Genomic DNA, 15,128 nt, shown 5'->3' with positions numbered 1-15,128 from the left:
GAAGTCATTTGAAATGGTCAGAAATTGCCATCCATACAACGCATGAAGCAACTGAAGCGGTAGCGAATATTTTGCATGAAGCAGGTGCTAGTGGTGTTGTCATTGAAGACTCAGTAGAGCCAGATCGAATCCATGAGGACCGTTTCGGGGAGATTTATGCGCTCGACAAAAATGATTTCCCTATCGACGGTGTCATTGTAAAAGCTTATCTACCCGTCAATAGTTTTTTAATCGAAACGATGAAGGATATTAGCCAATCTATCGAAGGCTTAGCTGAGTTTGGGCTAGATGTTGGAAAAAATGCCATTCAAACGAATGAAATTGATGAGGAAGATTGGGCAACTGCATGGAAACAATATTACCATCCAGTTAAAATTTCTGGCCGTTTTACAATTGTCCCAACTTGGGAAGCCTATGAGCCGATTGAGTCTGATGAATTAATCATTGAGCTAGACCCAGGAATGGCATTCGGCACGGGGACGCATCCAACAACAGTGATGTGCTTACAAGCACTCGAAAAGTATGTCAAGCCTGGGCAAACAGTTGTCGATGTTGGTACGGGATCGGGTGTGCTATCAATTGGTGCCGCATTGCTAGGGGCATCCCATATCCATGCGTTAGACTTAGACGATGTAGCAGTTGTTGCAGCGAAAGAAAATATATTGTTGAATAAAGTAGATAAAAAAATCACGGTGACACATGGTAATCTACTGGACTCAATCAAAGAACCGGCTGATATTATTATTGCGAATATCCTTGCAGAAGTTATTTTGTCCTTTTCGCAAGATGCTTATGCCATTTTACCGGAAGAAGGATTGTTCATCGTGTCGGGTATTATTGGGCAGAAGCGTGACCTTGTGAAGGATGATCTTATCCAAAAAGGATTTGATATCGTCGAGTCTGTTCTAATGGAAGATTGGGTAGCTATCGTCGCTCAAAAAAGGGGCGTGTAACCCTTTGCAACGCTATTTTTTACAATCTGAATTTAACGACCGACAGCAAGCAAACATTACAGGTGAGGATGGTAAACATATTCTTCGGGTTATGCGAATGACTGTGGGTGATGAACTGATTGCAGTGTCAGGTGGAGAAGCATACATTTCTACTATTACGGACCTTCTTGAAGATGGGGTCGTGATTCAGAGCCAAGCAAGTTCGCTGAAATCGAATGAAATGCCTGTCCGCGTTACGATTGCCTGTGGTTTACCAAAAGGTGATAAGCTCGATTTAATCGTGCAAAAAGGAACTGAACTGGGCATGGAGGGCATTTTGCCGTTTGAAGCAGAGCGTTCTATTGTCAAATGGGATGCCAAAAAAGGTGATAAAAAAGTGGAACGACTGCGTAAAATTGCGAAAGAGGCTGCGGAGCAATGTCATCGGACGATTATTCCTGATGTCGCAAGTCCGGCTTCCTTTAAACAATTAATCGCACAGTCGGGAAACTATGATGTTCTTCTTTTTGCTGATGAGGAAGATGCTAAAAGTGGCAATCCGAATCGTATTGCAGAACGACTGAAGCAGGTTAATTCAGGTCAAACAGTTCTCACTGTTTTCGGACCTGAAGGCGGTTTATCAAGAAGCGAAGCGGAATTATTACGTTCGGCTGGTTTCTTGCCGATTGCCTTAGGTCCGCGTATTTTGAGAACAGAAACAGCTCCGTTGTATTTATTGTCCGCAATGTCTTACGAATTTGAATGAAAGAGGTGAGCAGTTGATGGCTTCGGTTGCATTTCATACGTTGGGCTGCAAAGTGAATCATTATGAAACTGAGGCGATTTGGCAACTATTTAAAGATGCCGGCTATGGTCGCGAAGATTTTGAAAAGAATTCTGATGTCTATGTCATCAATACATGCACGGTTACCAATACGGGTGACAAGAAAAGTAGGCAGGTAATCCGCCGGGCTATTCGGAAAAACCCGGATGCAGTTATTTGTGTAACGGGTTGTTATGCGCAAACGTCGCCTGCTGAAATTATGGCAATCCCTGGCGTTGACATCGTTGTCGGTACACAGGATCGGCATAAGTTACTCGGTTTAATTGATGAATATCGAGTAGAGCGTCAGCCTATTAATGCTGTTCGTAACATTATGAAAAACCGTGTTTATGAAGAGTTGGATGTCCCTACATTTACGGATCGCACACGTGCTTCGTTGAAAATTCAGGAAGGCTGCAATAACTTCTGTACATTTTGTATTATTCCTTGGGCGCGCGGCTTAATGCGTTCTCGTGATCCGCAGGAAGTCATTCGTCAGGCACAACAACTAGTAGATGCAGGTTATTTGGAGCTTGTGCTGACGGGAATCCATACGGGTGGTTACGGGGAAGATTTGAAGGACTATAATCTTGCACGTTTACTGCGTGATTTGGAGTCGCAAGTGACAGGCCTTAAGCGTTTACGGATTAGTTCAATTGAAGCGAGTCAACTAACAGATGAAGTTATCGACGTTTTGAGAGAGTCAAAAATTGTAGTTCGTCATCTACATATCCCGATTCAGTCCGGATCGGATACCGTCCTAAAGCGGATGCGTAGAAAATATACGATGGCATTTTTTGCGGAGCGTTTAGATAGACTACGCGAGGCACTGCCGCAACTTGCAATTACTTCAGACGTTATTGTTGGTTTTCCTGGTGAAACGGAAGAAGAGTTTATGGACACGTATAATTTCATCCGTGATCATCGGTTTTCCGAGCTACATGTTTTCCCTTATTCAAAACGGACGGGTACACCTGCCGCAAGAATGGAAGACCAAGTTGAGGAAGATGTGAAAAATGAACGTGTACATCGCTTGATTGAACTCAATGATCAATTGGCGAAAGAATATGCATCGACATTTGAAGATGAAGTACTTGAAGTAATCCCAGAAACGTCTTACAAATTGGATCCGGATAGTGGTTTGTATGAAGGCTATACGGATAATTATTTGAAAGTAGTCTTCCCGGCCGATGAGTCGATGGTCGGTAAAATTGTCCGCGTCAAAATTACAAAACCGGGCTATCCATATAACGAAGGACAGTTTGTTCGTGTCATGGAAGATGAGGAAGTGCACGCATAAGTGAACAAGTGAAAAGTCATTTCGACCTTATTTGGTTGGAATGACTTTTTTCGTGCAGAATCAAAGGATTGTTGGTATGATGGAAGAAGTACGGACAACTTGAAGGAGGTATTCATTTGAATACGAAATTTGCAACTTATATTGATCATACATTACTAAAAGCTGACGCGAAGAAGCCTGAAATTATTGTGCTTTGTCAGGAGGCTCGCCAATACAGTTTCGCATCTGTTTGTGTTAATCCGACGTGGGTGAAAACGGCAGCAGCTGAACTTGAAGGCTCACCTGTTAAAGTCTGTACGGTAATTGGTTTCCCGCTTGGCGCATCGACGTCAGCTGTGAAAGCATTTGAAACGACGAATGCGATTGAAAATGGTGCTGGTGAAATTGATATGGTCATTAATGTCGGCGCACTTCGCGGCGGTGATGATGAGCTTGTCCAACAGGATATCGAAGCTGTCGTTCAGGCGGCAAAAGGGAAAGCAATCGTAAAGGTTATTATCGAAACAGCTTTGCTAACGGAGCAAGAAAAAAGAAAAGCATGCGAACTGTCTATCCTTGCAGGCGCTGATTTTGTGAAAACGTCAACAGGCTTTTCAACAGGCGGTGCAACGGAGGAAGATGTTAAACTAATGCGCGCAGTAGTTGGCCCGGAAACTGGAGTTAAAGCATCAGGCGGCGTTCGTAGCTTTGATGACATGAAAAAAATGATTGATGCGGGTGCGACACGAATTGGCGCTAGCTCAGGCGTCCAAATCATGCAGGGCCTAGCATCTGAAACAGATTATTAATCTAACTATATTGAACAAATGATTGTGTGTGTAATGATTGAAAAGGCATACACTACAGTTTGTTTCCTACCGAATTAAAATCAAATATGCCAAAGCATATTTGCGCCCAGATTTTTATCGAGCCTGCTCGATAAACTCCCTTTGAAAATCTGTGGCATCCGCCGGAGGCTTAAATTTAATTCAGTAGAGTTTGTTCCTACTGAATTAAAATCAAATATGCCTTGGCATATTTGTGCCCAGATTTTTATCGAGCCTGCTCGATAAACTCCCTTTGAAAATCTGTGGCATCCGCCGGAGGCTTAAATTTAATTCAGTAGAGTTTGTTCCTACTGAATTAAATTTAAAAGTTTTATATTGACCAAATTTAAATTATGCGGTATAATTCTTGAGTACATGGCACTAGGCTATGTTCGAAGTGTGTTTGGAGGGAGGGACAAGAGATATGTCGAAAACTGTTGTTCGTAAAAACGAATCGCTTGAAGATGCTCTTCGCCGCTTCAAACGTACTGTATCCAAAAGTGGAACAATACAAGAGGTAAGAAAGCGCGAGTTCTATGAGAAACCAAGCGTAAAACGTAAAAAGAAATCTGAAGCTGCAAGGAAACGTAAGTTCTAATTCCTGTTGCCATGAATTCAATCTTGTAATGAATCTAAAATTTGGTAAACCGGAAAATCCTCAGGGGTTTTCCGGTTTATTTGTTGTGAAGATGAATTTTTTAAAGAAAAATGAAACTTCCGAGCTTTTCACCCGTATATAGAGATATAATAAAGTATAGAAAGAGGTGAAACTACAATGCGTAAAATGATAGGAAGCGTACTCCTGTTCATTTTATTCGTATCCATGTTTGCGCTACCATTTGCAGCAACTGATGCGGCTAGTCAAAAAGTATATAAAGTGCCGATTGAAAAAGAAATTGGCAAAGGTACGTATGCATTTTTGCAGCGCTCGTTTTCGGAAGCTAAGGAAGCAGGAGCAGAAGCGATCATCCTGGAGATTGATACACCGGGTGGCTTTGTAGATGCGGCTTGGCAAATTGCTAAGTTAATGGATGAGACAGAGTTGCCGGTAATCGCTTACGTCAATAACAGGGCCATATCAGCTGGTGCGTTTATCGCCCTGCATGCAGATGATATTTACATGTCGAAAAACGCCACAATGGGAGCTTCACAAGTGATTGATTCCGCCGGGAATGCAGCGGCGGATAAGGCACATAGTTCGTGGCGAGCTGATATGAAAAGTGCTGCGGAGTCATCAAGCCATGAACGTGACCCTGAAATTGCTGATGCCATGGCAGATCGTTCAATTAATCTTCCTAAGTATCGGGCAGGTGTAGGCGAGCTGTTGACGCTGACTGCTCGGGAAGCAGAAGAAGTCGGCTACAGTGAAGGTACAGTAGCTTCTTTTAAAGAACTACTTCAAGTGACTGGCTATGAAAATGCAGAAGTCATTTCAACAAATAAAACCTTTGCAGAAGGTCTTGCGAGCATCATTACAAATCCGGTCGTTGTTCCAATCTTGTTGTCAATTGCGAGTCTTGGTCTTGTCTTGGAATTGTATTCGCCAGGATTTGGTGTGCCGGGAACGATGTCTTTGATCGCATTTGTATTATTTTTCTACGGGCATTTAGTGGCTGGTCTTGCGGGCTATGAAACGATTATTCTGTTTGTCATTGGAGCTATTCTTGTCGTCGCAGAATTCTTCCTCCCGCATGGTATAGCAGGAACTATTGGTTCGCTCGCAATTATTGGTAGTATTATTATGGCGGGCGGCAATCCGATACTTATGGCGACTTCTGTCCTTATCGCGATTGTTATCGCTATTACGGGGATGGTGATTATTATGAAGTTTTTCGGTAAAAAGTTGCATTTGCTTAACAAAGTTGTGCTTATGGATTCAACGGATACGGAAAGTGGTTATGTATCTAATGTCAACAGAGTGGAATTACTCGGACGCATTGCTAAAACGTCCACGGCGCTACGGCCAGCGGGTGCCATTGAGCTGGACGGAGAACGTATTGATGTTGTTTCTGAAGGAAGTTACATTGAAAAAGGAATACGTGTTACTATTGTTAAGGTTGAAGGTTCCCGGATTGTAGTGAGGGAATCAGTAGAGAAAGGGGAGAATGAATAATGCCAGCAATTTTAGCTTCAGGTAGTTTTGTAGGAATTGTCATTATTGTTGTAGTAGCAATAATCGTATTGTCCGTATTTTTCACTCTAGTACCCGTCACGCTGTGGATTTCTGCCATGGCTGCAGGTGTACGCGTAAGTATTTTCACACTAATTGGGATGCGTCTGCGTCGAGTTATTCCAAGTCGTATTGTTAACCCGCTTATTAAAGCACATAAGGCGGGGCTTGATGTATCGATTAACCAACTAGAAAGTCATTATCTTGCAGGTGGTAACGTTGACCGCGTTGTCAACGCATTAATCGCTGCGCATCGTGCGAATATCGAATTGACTTTTGAACGTTGTGCTGCCATTGACCTTGCAGGTCGTGACGTACTAGAAGCTGTTCAAATGTCCGTTAACCCGAAAGTGATTGAGACACCATTTATCGCTGGTGTTGCTATGAACGGGATTGAAGTAAAAGCAAAAGCACGTATTACAGTACGTGCCAACATCGACCGCCTTGTCGGGGGTGCTGGTGAAGAAACAATCGTTGCCCGTGTTGGTGAGGGGATTATCTCAACAATCGGTTCATCGATTGACCATGCAAAAGTATTGGAAAATCCAGATATGATTTCTCAAACTGTATTAGCAAAAGGTCTTGACTCAGGAACGGCATTCGAAATTCTATCCATTGATATCGCAGACGTTGATATCGGTAAAAACATCGGTGCCGAACTTCAAACTGAACAAGCGATGGCTGATAAAAATATTGCGCAGGCGAAAGCAGAAGAACGTCGTGCAATGGCTGTTGCCAACGAACAGGAAATGAAGGCGAAAGTAGAAGAAATGCGTGCAAAAGTTGTTGCATCTGAAGCGGAAGTTCCACTTGCGATGGCAGAAGCACTTCGCACAGGTAATATTGGTGTAATGGATTATATGAACTATAAAAATATCCAAGCAGACACAGGTATGCGTGATTCTATTAGCGGTTTTGATGGAGATCATAGCAATCCGGACCTTAAAAAGAACTAATTGATAATCGGCCATTTCCTGGAAGGGGGATGCACGGATGGAACAGATAATCATTCTTGTTATTATTGCGATTGTCTCCTCTTTTTTTAAAAAAGGAAAAGGGAAGACGGAGGGCCCAGCAAAAGGTCAGTCAAAGCCGTTCACGGCAACTGGGCGTGTTCCAGACAGTCCGCAAAGTAAATTGAAAGAAATGTCTAAAGACTTATACCGTGAATTGCAGAAAGAAATGCAACGTACGGATGAGGAACCACCTAGTCGGCAATTGCCGCGGGAAGCAGTACCACAACGACCTGTCGTTGTTCCAGTTCAACCGGTTGTAGCGCCTGTAGTAGCCGAACCTGTTCGTTCTACTACACCGCGTGCGACAGTTGAACGAAAAGAGCGTCCAGATAGCTCGAGGGACCGCAAAAGACATAGCGGACGCCTGTCAGCACATGGCGCTCAATATCAAATGGCATCTACTATGCAATCGCATGATTTAATGCCTAAGACTAAACAGGACCTTATCAAGGGGATTATCTTCTCCGAAATTTTTGGACCACCAAAATCAAAACGATAATCATTGACCCCTTACTCATGTCATACGATATGAGTAGGGGGTTTTTATTTTTGAGAAAAATATTTAATACAGGTTCATCAGTAACAATTGAAGAATTTTCTTCATTACGCATTAATGGTCCATATACATTACTCAAGCTCGGCCCCGATTTTGCGGTGATTAAAAGTGGTGATTACAAAATTGAGGCATCGGGTAAGGATTTGATTGTTGAAACGCTGTCAGAAGAAGTGGCTGTATTTTCGTTTACAGCCATGACGATGTTGCATGTGACATCGGCGGAAGAGGATGAGGAAAAGTATCATGCGTAGGCGATATGATATTAAAGTTTCGGGGAACGGCGACCTAACTGGCTTCCTTACCAAGCTTGCGACAACTGGTGCGAAGGTTTCATCGTTATCTGTCGTAGAAGGTGTGGCTCGCTTTCGAACAGATCGTCAAGGACTGATGATTATTCGTCGCACTAGAAGGCGTTATCGTGTGACTGTCAAAATATCGATTGCTGGAGTAGAGTCGGGTGTGAAGGGGATTTTTAATTCAAATTTATTTCTCATTGCTTGCGTGATTCCCTTTATCGCTTCGTTATTCCTCTGGACAGTGGAAGTGGAATCGGATTGGCCAGAGGTTGTGGAACGAATTGATCAAAAACTGGAAAAAGCTTCGATTGTACCGTTACGACTTCTCGCGTTCATCCCTGATGAAGGGGAGATTCGCAGGGATCTTATGCTCGATGATCCTTCCTTATCATGGGTGCGTTTTAGAAGAGTTGGAGCGACGTTGACGGTCATTCCGATGCTGTCACCTCCAACAATAGATGAAGTAGTAACAGAAGAACCGCCAGCTGATTTAGTCGCACGTACAGGTGGTGTTATTACTGACTTTGCATTAAAAAAGGGGGAAAGGGTCAGTCGTGTCCATCAGACCGTTAAAAAGGGTGATACGCTTGCTACAGGAATTTTAGTACAAGGTGATAAAAGAGCTGTAGTCGGCGCAGACGGGGAGGTCTATGCTGATTATTGGGTGGAATATTCTTTTAATTTACCGAATATCGTTGAGTATCAATTGCAGGGAGAAGAGACGGTGGAGCTTTCTTTTAATTTCCCCTGGCAACAACAAAAGAAAAAGTGGTCTCTTAAATCTTTTATCCAAACAGAACGACATAGAAATGATAAAGCTGGACAGTTCGAATTAGTGGTAGGTATGGAGGAAACTGTTCTTATTCCACTCTTGAAAAATAAATTACTGTCTGAATCATTATCAAAAGCTATCGTTCAAGATGAAAAAATTTTGCACGTGTCATTCGATAATGATAAAGTTAGTGGGACCATATTGTTTTTAATCAATGACAATATTGCTATCAAAAGACCGATTTCACAAGGAGAATGAGACCATGGATGAACAATTGATTCAACTGCATGTCGAAGACCCGAACGAAGCGGTTATGCTACTCGGGATTTCCGACCAAAATATGAAATTAATCGAAGAAGCATTGAGCATTTCCATTTTGACAAGAGGCGACACAATTGCGCTCAGCGGTGAAGAAGACAACCGTGAGTCGGCAAAAGCTCTTTTGGAGCAGCTACTGAAGGTCATTCGCAAAGGCGTGAATATTAATCAGCGCGATGTGTCAACTGCTATTGAGATGGTGAAAGGCGGAACGATTGAATATTTTGCAGAACTATATGATGTAGAAATCGCAAGAAATAGTAAAGGAAAAGCGATTCGTGCGAAAACGATTGGTCAGCGTGAGTATGTCCATGCCATCCGCACGCGGGATCTTGTATTTTGTATTGGACCTGCTGGAACAGGGAAAACATATTTGGCGGTAGTTCTTGCCATTCAAGCGATGAAATCAGGCTCAGCTAAAAGAATTATTTTGACACGCCCTGCTGTAGAGGCAGGAGAGAGTCTGGGCTTTCTTCCTGGCGACTTGAAGGAGAAAGTTGACCCATACCTACGCCCGTTATACGACGCACTCCACGACGTGCTAGGGACGGAACAGACGGATCGACTTATTGAACGAGGAGTTATTGAAATTGCACCGCTTGCTTATATGAGAGGACGAACACTAGATGATGCATTTGTTATTTTGGATGAAGCACAGAATACAACAAAAGCACAAATGAAAATGTTTTTGACGCGTCTTGGCTTTGGTTCTAAAATGGTGATTACAGGGGATAAAACTCAGATTGACTTACCAAGAGGTGTCGAATCTGGTTTAATTGTGACGGAAAGTATTCTAAGCAAAGTGAGTGATATTAGTTTTCAGTACCTAGAACAAGGGGATGTTGTACGCCACCCGCTAGTTGCAAAAATTATTGAAGCTTATGAAGAAGAGCAGTCATCTTAAATTGACTGCTTTTTTTACAGGTACTGCTTTATCTGAATTCAGTCTATATAAAGAAATGGGGGATGTTCAATGCTGCGGCCAATTAGGAAGTTTTTTCTGTCACTGAAATTCACATACTTAGCCATATTCCTGATCGGATTGTCAGGGATACTCCTGTTTTCAATTATGTATGGAAGTGTCAAGAAAGAGACGTATAAGCTGGAATCGTTACAAATTTCGCCAGAAACTATCAGATCTATTAAAACAGTCGAGGATTCAGTGAAAACGGAGCAGGATCGGGAGCGGGCAGCGCGAGAAGTGACGCCTGTCTATCAGTTGTCTCAGGATGTTGGGAAGAATCGACAAGCGATTGCGACATCTATATTCGATTTCCTCATTGACGTAAAAGAGATGGGGGAGCTCGCACAGTCTGAAGATGATGAGTCCGTTTTAGACAATAAAATGCAAATTGCTGAAATGCGTAAAAAGCTCGGTAATCTAGAAAAAGAAGAGCCGGGTTTACGGTTAAGTGATGATGCCATTTCAGTGTTATTGGCGCAAAAAACGGAAGTGTTAAAGGACATCCAATACGTTCTTGCGACGACGATTGATGAAGAGTTGTCGAAGCCAATCCGCAAAGAGGATTTGTCTACGGTTCGCTACGAAGTAGAAAGAAAAATACGTCTTGCGGATACGATTCCACCATCTGTTCTACAAACTATTTTGACATTAGGGCGATTGTTAGTCGTGGAAACAGAAACAATCAATGAGGAAGCAACGGAATCGGGCATTGAGCAAGCGCGTGCAGCTGTTGAACCCACTCGGATTTTGCAAGGACAGGTTATCGTTCGTGAAGGGCAAATGATTGATCGAGAAATTTATAGGCAGCTAGAGCTAACAGGCTTATTGAACAATCAATCGACAGTGAAACCGTTTGCCGGTCTTGCCTTGTTTGTGTTGTTCGTGTCTGGCATTATCTTCATGCATTTCAATACTTGGCAGGAGCATAGTTCTGTAAAGAAAAAAGCATTGGTCATCGTGCTTTCTGTCTTTTTCCTACTCGTCATCATGATGAAACTAATTGCGTTAATTGATAAGGATTTCGATGTCTTATTGGCATTTCTATTCCCGACAGCGTTAGCACCCATGCTAGTAAAGTTGTTGACGAATGAACGAATCGCTATTATGACGACAATTATTACGGCAGCCACTGCAGGCGTGATGTTGCAGGAAGGATTTGCTGCGATCATTCAGATGGAGGTGGCATTGTACATATTATTTGGGGGCGTTGTCAGCCTCTATTTACTAGGAGATGGGGGACGGCGTTCGAGTATTTTGAGAACAAGTGCGGGTGTCGTTGCTTCCAATATGCTATTTATCTCTTTTTATTTGCTGATGACGCAATCTGCTTATGATCTGTCAGAGCTTGGTTTTTACCTAATTGCGGCGATTGCTTCAGGTATTTTGTCGGGAGCCTTAACAATTGGTTTAATGCCATTTTTTGAAACGGCTTTCGGGTTGCTATCAGATATGAAGCTAGTTGAGTTGTCGAATCCGAATCATCCGTTATTGAAGAAAGTATTGATTGAAACACCAGGTACTTATCACCACAGTGTCATGGTTGCGAATTTGTCTGATGCAGCTTGCGAGGCAATTGGTGCCAATGGTTTATTGGCAAGAGTCGGGAGTTACTACCATGATATTGGCAAGACGATGAGACCAGGATTTTTCATCGAAAACCAGCATCCGGGACAAAATCCACATGATGCATTGCCACCGGAAAAAAGCCGTGATATTATTATTGCCCACGCTGAAGACGGCGCAAAGCTATTGGAGAAGTATAAGATGCCGCGTGAAATCATTAATATTGCACGTCAACATCATGGGACGAGCACATTGAAGTATTTTTATGTGAAAGCGAAGGAATCGGGTAAAGAGGTTGTGGAGGAAGAATTCCGCTATCCTGGCCCGAAACCTCAAACGAAGGAAATTGCAATTATTTCGATTGCGGATAGTGTGGAGGCTGCTGTTCGATCGATGAAAGAGCCGACTCCGCAAAAAATTGCTGGACTTGTGCGTGCCATTGTTAACGACCGCTTGAATGATGGACAGTTCGACGAATGCGATCTTTCTATGAAAGAATTAAAGAAAGCAGAAAAAGTGATTTGCGAAACATTAAATGGCACGTTCCATAGTCGGATTGAATATCCCGAGTGAGTGTGAAAGGAGATTGTAAATATGCTAGACCTCTATTTTGACGATGAAACGGCTACCGTTGATCATAAAGTGGAAGGGTTAATTCGTGAATTATTGAGTCACGCGGCGCATGAAGAGGCGCTAGTAGGTGAGGTAGAAGTATCTGTGACGTTTATGATGGATGAAGCGATTCAAGAAGTGAATGCGGAGTATCGTGGCAAGGATACGCCGACGGATGTTATTTCATTTGCGCTTGAAGAGATGACAGAAGGTGAAGTGGCAATTGTTGCAGAAGAAGGCATGCCAACGGTTTTAGGTGATATACTTATTTCTGTGGAAACTGCTACTAGACAGGCAGAGGAATATGGTCATGATTTTACGCGTGAAATGGGATTTCTTGCGCTTCATGGCTTCCTGCATTTGCTCGGTTATGATCATATGACAGAGGATGATGAAACAAAAATGTTCAGCAGACAAAAGGAGATACTTGCTTCATTCGGACTTGAGAGGTGACACAATGCGGAAGTTTTTCAAGGCTTTTGACTATGCATCGAGTGGGATTTTATATGGTATAAAGGCTGAACGAAATTTGAAATTTCATCTAGTTGCTGCTGCTGTTGTGAGTGTTGCAGGTTTATTTACTCGCTTATCAGCGATGGAATGGTGTATCGTTTTACTGCTAGTCGGTGGGATGCTGGCGCTTGAAATGATGAATGCTGCTATCGAGCGTGTTGTGGACCTTATTACGCTAGAAATTCACCCGCTTGCTAAGCAAGCAAAGGATCTTGCAGCGGGAGCTGTGCTAGTGTATGCAATTATAAGTGTTATAATTGGATTGATCATATTTGTACCGAAATGGTTTAATTAGGAGAGTGTTTGTATGGAAATAGAAAAATTGATTGTTGAATCGAAAAAAGCACGGGACAAAGCATATGTCCCTTATTCTAAATTCCCGGTAGGAGCGGCATTAGTTGCTGAGGATGGGACAGTCTATCATGGCTGCAATATTGAAAACTCAGCATATAGTATGACAAATTGTGCGGAGCGGACTGCCTTTTTCAAAGCGGTTTCAGAAGGTGTTCATACATTTAAGGCGTTGGCAGTTGTTGGAGATACAGATGGTCCGATTTCTCCTTGTGGCGCATGTAGACAAGTTATCGCTGAATTTTGTGAGGGCTCTATGCCTGTCTATTTAACGAATTTAAAAGGGGACGTCCTTGAAACTACGGTTGCAGAATTGTTGCCCGGCGCGTTTTCTAAGGAGGATCTCTCTTATGCAGCCAAACAATAAATCATTCAAATCAGGTTTTATTTCGATTATTGGTCGTCCAAACGTAGGGAAATCGACATTTTTGAACCGAGTCGTTGGGCAGAAAATTGCCATTATGAGTGATAAGCCACAGACGACTCGTAACAAAGTGCAAGGAGTTGTGACGACGGAAGACTCGCAATTCATCTTCATTGACACACCAGGGATTCATAAACCAAAGCACAAGTTAGGCGATTTTATGGTGAAGACGGCGCGTAATACATTGAAGGAAGTCGATATCATTATGTTCATGGTCAACGCAGACGAAGCGATTGGCCGTGGGGATCGTTTTATTATCGAAATGCTTGAAAATACGCAGACACCTGTATTTTTGATTATCAATAAAATCGATTTGGTGCATCCAGATGAGCTGTTGAAAATTATTACTTCGTACACATCGGAATACGATTTTGCAGAAATTGTACCGATTTCTGCGATGAATGGAAATAATGTCGAGCGTTTAAATGAGACGTTGACAAAGTATTTGCCGGAAGGGCCGAAATATTATCCAGACGATCAAGTGACGGATCACCCAGAGCGTTTCATCATTTCTGAATTGATTCGCGAAAAGGTTTTGCATTTGACACGGGAAGAGATTCCACATTCCGTGGCGGTTGTTATTGAGAAGATAGAGCGCGAAGAAAAGCGTGAAATGATTAATGTGATGGCGACGATTGTTGTAGACCGCGATTCTCAAAAAGGTATCGTCATTGGGAAAAAAGGTGCGTTGCTGAAAGAGATTGGCACGAAAGCAAGGTATGATATTGAAATGTTGTTAGGATCAAAAGTATTTTTAGAGTTGTGGGTTAAGGTACAAAAGGACTGGCGCAATAAGCCTGGTCAGCTGAAGGAATTTGGTTTTAGAGAAGACGAATATTAATAATAAGGAATGCTGCTTAAGTACGCCACGTTCTGTGGTGACAGCTGCATGACCCGCTTTGTGTGGGCCCGGAGGTGATGACCTTGCTGAATAAATGGGAAGGTATCATTTTAAGAAGTATGCCATATGGCGAATCGAATAAGATTGTCACGCTCTATACGCGAGAGGCTGGCAAGCTAACAGCGATGGCTAGAGGGGCAAAAAAGCCGGCAAGTCGCTTGGCCGCTATTACACAGCCGTTCACACATGGCTCCTTCCTCATTCGAAAAGGAAGGGGCATGGGGACACTTGAACAAGGTGAGCCGATTGACTCAATGCGCCATATTCGCGAGGATCTTGAAGCGACGGCTTACGCGAGTTACGTTGTTGAACTCATTGATCGTCTGACGGAGGATGGTGAGCGTTCTGAGGGCATTTACGGGTTATTGCATGAGGCACTGCATGCCATTAATGAGCAGTATGACCCTGAAGCGATTGCGTTGTTTGTCGAGTGGAAAATGTTGCCGGTAGCCGGTATTCATCCTGTTCTGCATCAGTGCGCAAATTGCGGGGCGACAGAAGGGGAGTTTGCATTTTCTTTTAAAGAAATCGGCTTCCTTTGTCATCGCTGTTTCCATATAGATCGCTATATCATTCGTATTTCGCCAATGCAATTAAAGCTGATAAGGACATTTTACACCGTTCCCATCAATCGAGTCGGCAATTTGACGTTGAAAAAGACAACAAAACAATTTATGAAAAAACTAGTGCGCACCATTTATGATGAACAGGTTGGTATTCGGTTGAAATCGAGATCATTTCTTGACCAACTCGAAGCGACACCTGAATTGCTGCCACGTAAAGAAAAACCGGAGGAATAAGGGGAATAACG

The 15,128-nt window shown here is 42.9% G+C and carries 17 protein-coding genes; all 17 read left to right on the top strand.

Annotated features, from left to right (window positions below; translation table 11 throughout):
- Nucleotides 1-8 precede the first annotated feature (8 nt).
- The 17 genes from prmA (at nt 9) to recO (ending at nt 15,117) form a co-directional block, all read left to right on the top strand.
- The gene (gene prmA, locus MKZ10_RS12275; RefSeq protein WP_342505235.1) at nt 9-953 is read left to right on the top strand and encodes a 50S ribosomal protein L11 methyltransferase; all 945 of its coding nucleotides are present in this window, start codon (nt 9-11) and stop codon (nt 951-953) included.
- A 4-nt stretch (nt 954-957) separates the two neighbouring features.
- A complete protein-coding gene (locus MKZ10_RS12270; RefSeq protein ID WP_342505234.1) occupies nt 958-1,698 on the top strand; it encodes a 16S rRNA (uracil(1498)-N(3))-methyltransferase in 741 nt (246 codons plus the stop codon).
- A gap of 16 nt (nt 1,699-1,714) precedes the next feature.
- Complete coding sequence (gene mtaB, locus MKZ10_RS12265) at nt 1,715-3,055, top strand: tRNA (N(6)-L-threonylcarbamoyladenosine(37)-C(2))-methylthiotransferase MtaB (protein ID WP_342505233.1); 1,341 nt, start codon at nt 1,715-1,717, stop codon at nt 3,053-3,055.
- A gap of 116 nt (nt 3,056-3,171) precedes the next feature.
- Nucleotides 3,172-3,843: a deoxyribose-phosphate aldolase gene (deoC, locus tag MKZ10_RS12260; protein WP_342505232.1), complete on the top strand. Its 672-nt coding sequence runs from the start codon at nt 3,172-3,174 to the stop codon at nt 3,841-3,843.
- 442 nt (nt 3,844-4,285) lie between these two features.
- Nucleotides 4,286-4,459: a 30S ribosomal protein S21 gene (rpsU, locus tag MKZ10_RS12255; protein WP_016426884.1), complete on the top strand. Its 174-nt coding sequence runs from the start codon at nt 4,286-4,288 to the stop codon at nt 4,457-4,459.
- A gap of 177 nt (nt 4,460-4,636) precedes the next feature.
- Complete coding sequence (locus tag MKZ10_RS12250; RefSeq protein ID WP_342505231.1) at nt 4,637-5,974, top strand: nodulation protein NfeD; 1,338 nt, start codon at nt 4,637-4,639, stop codon at nt 5,972-5,974.
- Nucleotides 5,974-6,987, top strand: coding sequence for a flotillin-like protein FloA (floA, locus tag MKZ10_RS12245; RefSeq protein ID WP_342505230.1), 1,014 nt, complete (start codon nt 5,974-5,976; stop codon nt 6,985-6,987). The genes MKZ10_RS12250 and floA overlap by 1 nt, the downstream gene beginning before the upstream one ends.
- Before the next feature lie 37 nt (nt 6,988-7,024).
- Nucleotides 7,025-7,546, top strand: coding sequence for a hypothetical protein (locus MKZ10_RS12240; RefSeq protein ID WP_342505229.1), 522 nt, complete (start codon nt 7,025-7,027; stop codon nt 7,544-7,546).
- A gap of 50 nt (nt 7,547-7,596) precedes the next feature.
- Nucleotides 7,597-7,854 carry a hypothetical protein gene (locus MKZ10_RS12235; protein ID WP_342505228.1) on the top strand — a complete coding sequence of 86 codons (258 nt, stop codon included), beginning with the start codon at nt 7,597-7,599 and terminating at the stop codon, nt 7,852-7,854.
- The gene (locus tag MKZ10_RS12230; RefSeq protein ID WP_342505227.1) at nt 7,847-8,929 is read left to right on the top strand and encodes a sporulation protein YqfD; all 1,083 of its coding nucleotides are present in this window, start codon (nt 7,847-7,849) and stop codon (nt 8,927-8,929) included. Before MKZ10_RS12235 ends, MKZ10_RS12230 begins: the two co-directional genes overlap by 8 nt.
- 4 nt (nt 8,930-8,933) lie before the next feature.
- On the top strand, nt 8,934-9,893 hold the full coding sequence (locus MKZ10_RS12225) for a PhoH family protein (protein ID WP_342505226.1): 960 nt from the start codon (nt 8,934-8,936) through the stop codon (nt 9,891-9,893).
- A gap of 69 nt (nt 9,894-9,962) precedes the next feature.
- Nucleotides 9,963-12,089, top strand: coding sequence for an HD family phosphohydrolase (locus tag MKZ10_RS12220; RefSeq protein ID WP_342505225.1), 2,127 nt, complete (start codon nt 9,963-9,965; stop codon nt 12,087-12,089).
- 21 nt (nt 12,090-12,110) lie between these two features.
- Nucleotides 12,111-12,581, top strand: coding sequence for an rRNA maturation RNase YbeY (gene ybeY, locus MKZ10_RS12215; protein WP_342505224.1), 471 nt, complete (start codon nt 12,111-12,113; stop codon nt 12,579-12,581).
- Between the two features lie 4 nt (nt 12,582-12,585).
- Nucleotides 12,586-12,936 (top strand): diacylglycerol kinase family protein, encoded by a 351-nt coding sequence (locus tag MKZ10_RS12210; protein WP_342505223.1) that lies wholly within the window; start codon nt 12,586-12,588, stop codon nt 12,934-12,936.
- A 12-nt stretch (nt 12,937-12,948) separates the two neighbouring features.
- Entirely contained in the window at nt 12,949-13,359 is a 411-nt protein-coding gene (locus MKZ10_RS12205) for a cytidine deaminase (RefSeq protein WP_342505222.1), read from the top strand.
- Nucleotides 13,343-14,257 (top strand): GTPase Era, encoded by a 915-nt coding sequence (era, locus tag MKZ10_RS12200; protein ID WP_342505221.1) that lies wholly within the window; start codon nt 13,343-13,345, stop codon nt 14,255-14,257. The genes MKZ10_RS12205 and era overlap by 17 nt, the downstream gene beginning before the upstream one ends.
- A gap of 83 nt (nt 14,258-14,340) precedes the next feature.
- Nucleotides 14,341-15,117, top strand: a complete 777-nt coding sequence (gene recO / locus MKZ10_RS12195; RefSeq protein ID WP_342505220.1) for a DNA repair protein RecO — start codon at nt 14,341-14,343, stop codon at nt 15,115-15,117.
- The last annotated feature ends 11 nt before the right edge of the window (nt 15,118-15,128 follow it).

It is taken from the genome of Sporosarcina sp. FSL K6-2383, from assembly GCF_038618305.1.
GTDB lineage: Bacteria > Bacillota > Bacilli > Bacillales_A > Planococcaceae > Sporosarcina.
This window is presented reverse-complemented; position numbering and strand designations above follow the sequence as displayed.